Annotated in this window: 9 protein-coding genes; 3 read left to right on the top strand and 6 right to left on the bottom strand. The window is 66.5% G+C overall.

Features of this window, described 5'->3' with window-relative positions; all coding sequences use genetic code 11:
- Together ACXJKR_RS18765 and ACXJKR_RS18760 are read right to left on the bottom strand one after the other, a co-directional pair.
- Positions 1 to 463: FAD-binding protein (locus ACXJKR_RS18765; protein WP_457324097.1), on the bottom strand; the 463-nt coding region annotated here is incomplete at its 3' end.
- Between the two features lie 50 nt (positions 464 to 513).
- The gene (locus ACXJKR_RS18760) at positions 514 to 1,872 is read right to left on the bottom strand and encodes an MFS transporter (protein WP_457324096.1); all 1,359 of its coding nucleotides are present in this window, start codon (positions 1,870 to 1,872) and stop codon (positions 514 to 516) included.
- Positions 1,873 to 1,945: 73 nt separating this feature from the next.
- Here ACXJKR_RS18760 and ACXJKR_RS18755 point away from each other — a divergent pair, with 73 nt between their 5' ends.
- The gene (locus tag ACXJKR_RS18755) at positions 1,946 to 3,040 is read left to right on the top strand and encodes a 6-carboxytetrahydropterin synthase (RefSeq protein WP_056191037.1); all 1,095 of its coding nucleotides are present in this window, start codon (positions 1,946 to 1,948) and stop codon (positions 3,038 to 3,040) included.
- Positions 3,037 to 3,666, top strand: a complete 630-nt coding sequence (queE, locus tag ACXJKR_RS18750) for a 7-carboxy-7-deazaguanine synthase (protein WP_457324095.1) — start codon at positions 3,037 to 3,039, stop codon at positions 3,664 to 3,666. Before ACXJKR_RS18755 ends, queE begins: the two co-directional genes overlap by 4 nt.
- Here the strand turns inward: queE and ACXJKR_RS18745 are convergent, their stop codons facing one another.
- From ACXJKR_RS18745 to ACXJKR_RS18730, 4 genes are all read right to left on the bottom strand, one after another.
- Complete coding sequence (locus ACXJKR_RS18745) at positions 3,667 to 4,059, bottom strand: hypothetical protein (RefSeq protein ID WP_457324094.1); 393 nt, start codon at positions 4,057 to 4,059, stop codon at positions 3,667 to 3,669.
- Between the two features lie 76 nt (positions 4,060 to 4,135).
- The gene (locus ACXJKR_RS18740; RefSeq protein ID WP_457324093.1) at positions 4,136 to 4,852 is read right to left on the bottom strand and encodes a DUF1223 domain-containing protein; all 717 of its coding nucleotides are present in this window, start codon (positions 4,850 to 4,852) and stop codon (positions 4,136 to 4,138) included.
- A gap of 93 nt (positions 4,853 to 4,945) precedes the next feature.
- On the bottom strand, positions 4,946 to 5,611 hold the full coding sequence (locus ACXJKR_RS18735) for an OmpW/AlkL family protein (RefSeq protein ID WP_056191029.1): 666 nt from the start codon (positions 5,609 to 5,611) through the stop codon (positions 4,946 to 4,948).
- A gap of 27 nt (positions 5,612 to 5,638) precedes the next feature.
- Positions 5,639 to 6,730, bottom strand: coding sequence for an SGNH/GDSL hydrolase family protein (locus ACXJKR_RS18730; RefSeq protein WP_056191027.1), 1,092 nt, complete (start codon positions 6,728 to 6,730; stop codon positions 5,639 to 5,641).
- A gap of 448 nt (positions 6,731 to 7,178) precedes the next feature.
- Here ACXJKR_RS18730 and ACXJKR_RS18725 point away from each other — a divergent pair, with 448 nt between their 5' ends.
- A complete protein-coding gene (locus ACXJKR_RS18725; protein ID WP_457324092.1) occupies positions 7,179 to 7,505 on the top strand; it encodes a nucleotide pyrophosphohydrolase in 327 nt (108 codons plus the stop codon).
- Positions 7,506 to 7,559: the final 54 nt, after the last annotated feature.

Here is a 7,559-nt window from a genome sequence, read left to right as displayed (position 1 = left end):
TGTCGTAGTAGGGCGCCAGATCGTCGTATCCGATCGGCCAGTCAAATCCCAGGCCATCACGGCTGTGGGGCTTGAAGTCGTAGGGGCCGTTTCTCAGCGAGATGCGGCCCCAGTGGTTGGTGCGGCCGCCCAACATGCGTGAGCGCCACCAGTCGAAGCGCTGCTGGGGGTCAGTGGAAGCTTGCGTGTAGGGCTCGCCGGGCACCTGCCAGCCGCCGTCCACCGTCGCGTCGTAGAAGCCGAAGGGCTTGTCCGGCGTGCCGGCACCGCGCAGCGGCGCGTCGGCGTTGGTCTGGAACATCGGCGTCTCGGTGCGGAAGTCGTAGTTGCGGCCGGCCTCCAGCATCAGCACCTTCACGCCCTCCAGCGCCAGCGTGTAGGCCGTCTGGCCGCCACCGGCACCCGAGCCGACGACGATGACGTCGTAGTCCCTGGCCAAGCTGCGCGTCGTCACGAAACCCATGCACCTCTCCCGCGGAAGACGGCGCAGTGTGCCACCGGCAGAAAGCGTTTTCAGTGGTTGTTGGGTTGGGCTCGGGGGCTGATCAAGGCAGCGACGGTGACGAGCCCCAGCGCCAGCAGCAGGACCGGCAAGACCTGGCGCGTGACGGGGTCGAACAGCAGGCCGGCCAGGGCCAGCGCGGCGCTGCTGGTCAGCGCATCACAGAGTTGCAGCGCCGAGGTGTTGCTGCCTTGCTGCTCCGGCGGCGACAGCTTGAGCAGCAGCACCGACAGGATGGGGAAGGACAGGCCGATGCCCAGGCCGACGAGCGTCCAGCCCACAAAGACCAGCGCAGAGGGCAGGGCGAACAGCAGCGGCGCGATGACGAGGGTCAGCGCCAGCGCCGTCAATGTGAAACCGCCCGGCAGCAACAGGCGCCTCGATTCGGGCCGCTGCACGCGAGCCTGCAAGGCGCTGCCGATGCTCCAGGTGACCGCGCCGGCGCTCAACGCAATGCCGGCCTGGGTCAGGCTCCAGCCGAAGTGCTGGGTCAGCATCAACGGCAGGAAGGCCTCGGCGCTGGCAAAGGTCGCGGCGATGAGGCCGCGCAGCAGGATGACCGTCGGCAGGCCACGCGCCGCCCTCAGCGTGCCGGCGGGCAGCAGCAGCCGGGCGGCGATGCCGGCGGCCACCAGGCCGGCCGCGAACAGCAGGGCCGAGCTGGCGCCGCTCTGCTGGCTGGCGCTGTGCAGCGTCAGCGCGCCCGCACTGGCCAGCAGGGCCCAGCGCATCGCGCCCCAGCGCAGCTCGTCACCGGTGCCCGAGCCCACCCGCTTGAGGGCCGGCAGGATCATCAACGCCGCCACGGGCACGGCCGCCGCGACGACCAGGAAGACGGATCGCCAGCCGATGAACTGCACGAGGAAGGACGCCAGCGCCGGCCCGACCAGGCCGGGCACGACCCAGGCTCCCGCAAACATGGCGAACATCTTGGGGTGGAGTTGCTGCGGCACGACCTGGCCGACGCCGACATACAGCGTGACGCCCAGCACGCCGCTGCCCAGGCCCTGCAGCGCGCGGCCGAGCACCAGCACGGGCATGGATGGCGCAAAACCCGCCAGCAGCAGGCCAACCAGGAAGGCGGCGAGGCCTGCCAGCGCGGCGCGATAGGGGCCGCGCTTGTCGCAGAGCTGGCCGGCCGCCGTCATGCCCAGCACCGAGGTGGCCAGCGTCGCGCCGAAGGCCAGGGCGTAATAGGGCAGGCCCTGCAGTGCCTCGGCCACGGCCGGCATCGCGGTGGCGACGGCGATGGACTCGAAGGCCAGCATGGAGATCAGCGCGATGGCGCCGATGCAGGCGGCGCTGCGGCCAGGGGCAAAGAGTTTTTCGGACGCGCCGGCCGGCGCGTCGATGGGGTCAGCAAGATTCATGGCGGGGAAGACTAAAAGCTCAAGCCCACTTCAAGTCAAGCAGGGTTTTGGGGGTGGGCGCGACAATCGCGGCATGTCAGTTTCCGTGTTGCACTGTGCCTCGGCCGGCTTCGAGTCGGCCTGCCGCATTCCCGCCCTGCCCGCCTCCCATCGCAGCCATGGCCTGCATGGCCACAGCTATTTCGCCACCGTCCGCACGGCACTGCCCGCGGGCTGGCCTGCTTTTCCGGGGGGTGAGGTCGAGGCGCTGCGTGCGCGCATGACTGAGACCGTGGCGCCGCTGGATCATGCCTTGCTGAACGACCACCTGGCCGAGCCCACCGACGAGAACCTCGCGCGCTGGGTGCGCCAGCGGCTGGACGTGCCCGGCATCGTGCAGGTGGGCGTGCAAAGCACCCAACACAGCGGCGTGGACCTGGACGGCGCCGGCCATGCGCATGTCTGGCGGCGCTACCGCTTCCAGGCCGCCCACCAGCTGCCGAATGTACCGGCTGGCCACCAGTGCGGCCGCATGCATGGCCATGGCTTCGAGGTCATCCTGCATGCCAATGCGGACCTCGGCGAGCGCGATCTGTCCATCGACTACGACCACCTCGACGAGGTCTGGGCGCCACTGCATTTCGCGCTGAACTACCGCTGCCTGAACGACATCGCGGGGCTGCAGAACCCGACCAGCGAGAACATCTCGGCCTGGCTGTGGGACAGGCTGAAGCCCGAACTGCCGGAGCTGAGCTGGGTGACCGTCTACGAGACCGGCTCCAGCGGCGCCAACTTCAACGGCAACAGCTACCGCATCTGGAAGGAGATGACGCTGGACAGCGCCGTTCGCATGAAGCACGCGCCCGTTGGCCATCCGCTGGCCGGCATCCATGGCCACACCTTCACGCTGCGGCTGCACCTGGCTGCGCCGCTGGACCAGGTGATGGGCTGGACGGTGGACTTCGGTGACGTGAAGTCGCTGTTCAACCCCATCTTCAAACGGTTGGACCATCACCCGCTGTTTGAGATTGCCAATCTGCCCGACGGTGACGTGGCCTCGATTGCAGCCTGGGTGCTGCGTGAGGGCGGCGCGGTACTGCCGCAGATCGACCGCGTGGATCTGTACGAGACGCGCGGCTCGGGTGCCATCGTCAGCCGGGCTGACTCCGAAGAATTGATCCCCGTATGACGTATTCGGTCAAAGAGCTGTTCTTCACGCTGCAGGGCGAAGGCGCCCAGGCCGGCCGCGCGGCCGTGTTCTGCCGCTTTGCCGGCTGCAACCTCTGGACCGGCCGCGAGCAGGATCGCGCGACGGCGGTCTGCACTTTCTGCGACACGGATTTCGTGGGCACGGATGGCGAGGGCGGCGGCAAATTCGTGACTGCCGATGCGCTGGCCGATGCGATTGCCAAAGCATGGCCCGGCGGTGGTCGTCCCTACGTCGTCTGTACCGGCGGCGAGCCGCTGCTGCAGTTGGACACGCCGCTCATCGACGCCCTGCACGCCCGCGGCTTCGAGGTCGCTGTCGAGACCAATGGCACGCAACCCGCGCCGCCGGGGCTGGACTGGATCTGCGTCAGCCCCAAGGCCGATGCGCCGCTGGTGCTGACCTCGGGCCACGAGTTGAAGCTTGTCTATCCGCAACCGCTGGCCCAACCGGAGCGGTTTGCGAATCTGGACTTCCAGAACTTCTTCCTGCAGCCCATGGATTCGGTGCTGCAGCGCGAGCACACCAAGGCGGCCGTGGCCTACTGCATGGCCCATCCGCAGTGGCGGCTGTCGGTGCAGATGCACAAGGTCGTCGGCATCGCCTGATCAGCCGCGGCAATAGCCTTCGCCGCTCTTCACGATCAGGCAGTCGTGCTTGTCGGCCAGCCATTTCATGCCCGTCTCGGGGCCGCTGCCGGCGCGGATGGTTTCGAGCACGCCATCACGCGTGAATACGAGCGTGTCGGTGCCGGCCTTGGCGTCGAAGCTGCGTGGACCATCCAGGTTCTGCACCGTGACGCTGTAGGTCCCCGGCCCGCCGGTGATCTCCAGATAGGTGCCTTCGGGGCCGTGCCATCGGCCGACCCAGGGGCTGGACGCCACGGATGCCGAAGCCGCCGATGCTGGCGCCGGTGCTGCCGCGGGGCTGTCGGCCGACCTGCCGCAAGCGCTCAGCGCGGCAACGCCGGCAGCCAGCATGGCAAGAGGGTGGATTCGCATGGCCTTGCGGGATTCAGCGGGGATGGCCAAGTCTGATCGCCTGCGGGGTTCCCTCGTGTCGGAGGACTCCCCGTTTTCAGCAACCGATCTCGACGGCCTGCAAGGTGCGGCCATCGCGCACATCCACGGCTACCGCGAGCCAGCGGCTGGCGTGGCCAGGTTCGGCGGCCTTCACCGGCACGGCCCACTGCGCCGGGCCCTGGCCCTCCCAGACCGGCAGCTTCCCGTATTCCCGCACGACACTGTCGTGGTTGAGCGTCTCGCCGCGGTTCTCGCCGGCGCGCACGCGGCTTTGGTGGCCGTCCTCGACGCGAGCCCACCAGAGCTGGACGTGCGCGGGCGCGCCAGGCAAGGCCTCCGCACTGAGCTTCAGTTCGCCGCTCGCGCTGCGGCTCCAGCCCAACCGTACACGAGCCGGCTCGGCACTCGCCGCGGGCAATGAAGCGCTGCGCCAATCCCGCCCATTGATGACGATTTGCGGTGTGTACGCATAGCGTGAGCCATTAACGCCCACRCCTTGTTTCTGGCGCTCGGTGAAGGCCGGGCTGGAAAACCGATCCGGCCAGCCCAGGCCGTTCCAGTAGTCAACATGAAAGGCTGCCGCGATGACGCCGGGCTGGCCCTTGAGGCCGCTCAGCCAGCGGTCCGCCGGCGGGCAGGAGGAGCAGCCTTCGGATGTGTAGAGCTCGACGATGCGCGGCACCGTCGCGCCGCTTTGCACGGTTGTAGCAGGACAGCTTTGGGCGCCGGCGAGAGGCGTGGCCATGGCGAGGAGCAGGGCAGTCAGCTTCATGGGGCATGAGTCGACCATGATCGACAAACCTGACATGCCAGAACGACAAAGGGAGCCCGCAGGCTCCCTTCTGGGTGATCGACCGAAGCCGGATCAGAAGCGATAACCGATGCCGAACTTGACCGACACCGGGTCCAGCGTCGTCTCGATGGTCTGGCCCGTGGACAGGCTGCCGGTCGTCTTGATGAAGGTCTTGGTGACTGCCAGACTGGCGGACCAGTCCTTGGTGATGTTGAAGGCACCACCGAGTTCCATGGTCGTGCCGAAGCGGCTCTTCATGGACAGCGTCGTCGGGCTGGCGGGCGAGCCACCGGTGAGGCCGGACAGTGCGGCCGTGGCGCGTGGCTTGAAGAAGTAGCCATAGGTGACGCCCGCGCCGACAAAGGGACGGAAGCTGCTGTTGGCGTCGCCGAAGCGGTACTGGGCCAGCAGCGTCATCGGCAGGGACTTGACCGTGCCGAGCTTGCCCGAACCTTCGATGGCGCCAGCACCAACGACGTCGTGCTTGAACGGCAGCGCGATCGGCAGATCGATGCTGATGTTGTCGGTCCAGTAGTAAGTCACGCCGCCGACGAAGGAGCTGGCCTTCTTCACGTCGACCTTGGTGCCCGCCAGGCTGGGCGCGGTCAGATCACCGCTGTCGACATGCGGGTTGATCTGTGCGGCACCGCCATAGACGACGATGCTGCCGGCCGATTGCGCGTGAACGAGGCCGGTGGCGGAGAGCAGGGTGACTGCGAGCAGGGATTTGATGTTCATGAAGTTCTCCTGAAGGGTCACGCGGACTCAGAGCCAGCCTTTGCGAGCCAGTTCCAGGGACACCACCTGCGACAGCAATTGATTCCCGAACGGGGTGGGGTGGACGGAGTCGGCGAACAGGTAGTGACTGACATCGCCGCTGATGACGTTGTTGGCGCTGCAGACCAGCGACGAACCCAAGGGGTTCTTGGCCGCGCTCAGATCACAGGCCGGCGTGGTGACATTGCTCAGGCTGAACTTCGCAGGATCGGCAATCTGGTCACGCACCCCTTGGGCGGCATCAACCCAACCCACGTCAGCGCCGGCCAGGCCGGTCTTGAGTTGGTCGTTGAAGGTATTGACCATCTGCAGGATCAGGCCCTGCGTGGCTGCGGGCAGGCTCTTGGCGAAAGGTGTCAGGCTCACGTCGGGCAGGTTGATGACCACGACGTTCTTGGCACCCTTGCCCACCACCAGCGCCTTGACGTAGCCGGCCAGTTCCGCACCGGCCTTGCCCATCTCGGTCACGCCCTTGGTGGCAGCGGCCGTCGGGTCACCGCCAGCGGCGATGGTGGCCTGCACGGTGGCCAGGTTGATGAACACATCATTGCCACCGGCATAGACGAAGACGAGCTCGGTGCCCTTGAAGCTGCCACCGACTGCCGTCAGGTGGTTCTGCATCTGCGTGACGACGGGCACCGTGAGCTGGCCCAGCACGGCGTTGGAACCACCCAACAGCTTGTTGCCCGGGCCGACCGGGTTGGTCACTCGCGCGCCACCCTGACCGTAGGCGAAACAACCCGCGTTGTTCTTGACGGGCACGCTGAACCCCTGGGAAGCGAGCCCATCCAGGCCTTGCTGGGCCGGGCAGGGCTTGGGCAGGCCGTAAAGCGTGGCAATGCGTTCCACCCAATGCGGGCCAACGCCATTGACGGTGTACTGGCCACCGCCCAGGGCGGCAACAGTACCGACCTTGTAGGTGCCCTGGTCGCTCAGGCTGTCACCGAAGGACACCACACTGGTGGGAGTGAACTTGGGCGTCGTGTCCGCCGAGGCGCCACCGCCTCCGCAGCCCGCCACCAGCAGGCTGCCCAACAGCGCCACCGAGGCGGCGGCGATCCGGGTGAGGAAGGGTTTCATTGTTGTCTCCTAGGCGACACCGCAACATCGCAGTGCATTCAATTCGGGAGCGCAACTCTAGCCGCAGCTTTTTAGAACGGTCGTTCGTTTTTCCCCTCATTCCGCGTAAAGAAACAACGCCGACGGCTTGGGGAAGGCCTGCGCAAGCGCCGCGATCCACAGGGGCTGTACCGCCTTGGGCAAGTCTGTGGATGGTTCTGGCACAACTGGGCAGATATCCACAGGCCAACGGCTTTCAGCAAAGTTGTACCCAATCGCGGGTCATTCCATCAGGCTGCGGCGCACAGGCTTGTGCGGTTGCCAAGCGCTTGTGCCGCAAGGACTTTTTGCCCTTGTCCACAGCGCAGGCGGTGCACTACTACGACCACTACCTTTGAAATCTTGAATACTGTTTAGGAATACACGGGACACTTTCGGCGATGCAACGACCCTCACACGCGCTCCCCTGATGGACATTCCGACCCTGCAGCAGCGTCTGCGCCAGTTCGCCAGCGATCGCGACTGGCAGCCCTACCAGACGCCAAAGAACCTCGCGATGGCCATGACGGTGGAGGCCGCCGAGCTGCTGGAAATCTTCCAGTGGCTGACTCCCGAGCAATCCCAGAGCCTGAGCGACGACCAGCGCCGCCATCTCGGCGAAGAGCTGTCGGACGTGCTGCTGTACCTCGTGCAGATTGCCGACCATGGCGGCGTGGACCTGGATGCCGCCGTCGAGCGCAAGCTGGCAATGAATGCCCTGAAACACCCGCCCAGGCATCCACTGAAGAAGTCTTGACGAAGATGACTGAAACCAYCGCCGTCGTCGACTTCGAAACGACCGGCCTCGGGC

Source organism: Roseateles sp. P5_E11 (assembly GCF_054049355.1).
This window is presented reverse-complemented; position numbering and strand designations above follow the sequence as displayed.

What these genes read in the sequence shown, in the direction of transcription:
- ACXJKR_RS18760 (WP_457324096.1), bottom strand. Translation starts at nt 1,872, where the DNA reads ATGAATCTTGCTGACCCCATCGACGCGCCGGCCGGCGCGTCCGAAAAA.
- ACXJKR_RS18755 (WP_056191037.1), top strand. Translation starts at nt 1,946, where the DNA reads ATGTCAGTTTCCGTGTTGCACTGTGCCTCGGCCGGCTTCGAGTCGGCC.
- queE (WP_457324095.1), top strand. Translation starts at nt 3,037, where the DNA reads ATGACGTATTCGGTCAAAGAGCTGTTCTTCACGCTGCAGGGCGAAGGC.
- ACXJKR_RS18745 (WP_457324094.1), bottom strand. Translation starts at nt 4,059, where the DNA reads ATGCGAATCCACCCTCTTGCCATGCTGGCTGCCGGCGTTGCCGCGCTG.
- ACXJKR_RS18735 (WP_056191029.1), bottom strand. Translation starts at nt 5,611, where the DNA reads ATGAACATCAAATCCCTGCTCGCAGTCACCCTGCTCTCCGCCACCGGC.
- ACXJKR_RS18730 (WP_056191027.1), bottom strand. Translation starts at nt 6,730, where the DNA reads ATGAAACCCTTCCTCACCCGGATCGCCGCCGCCTCGGTGGCGCTGTTG.
- ACXJKR_RS18725 (WP_457324092.1), top strand. Translation starts at nt 7,179, where the DNA reads ATGGACATTCCGACCCTGCAGCAGCGTCTGCGCCAGTTCGCCAGCGAT.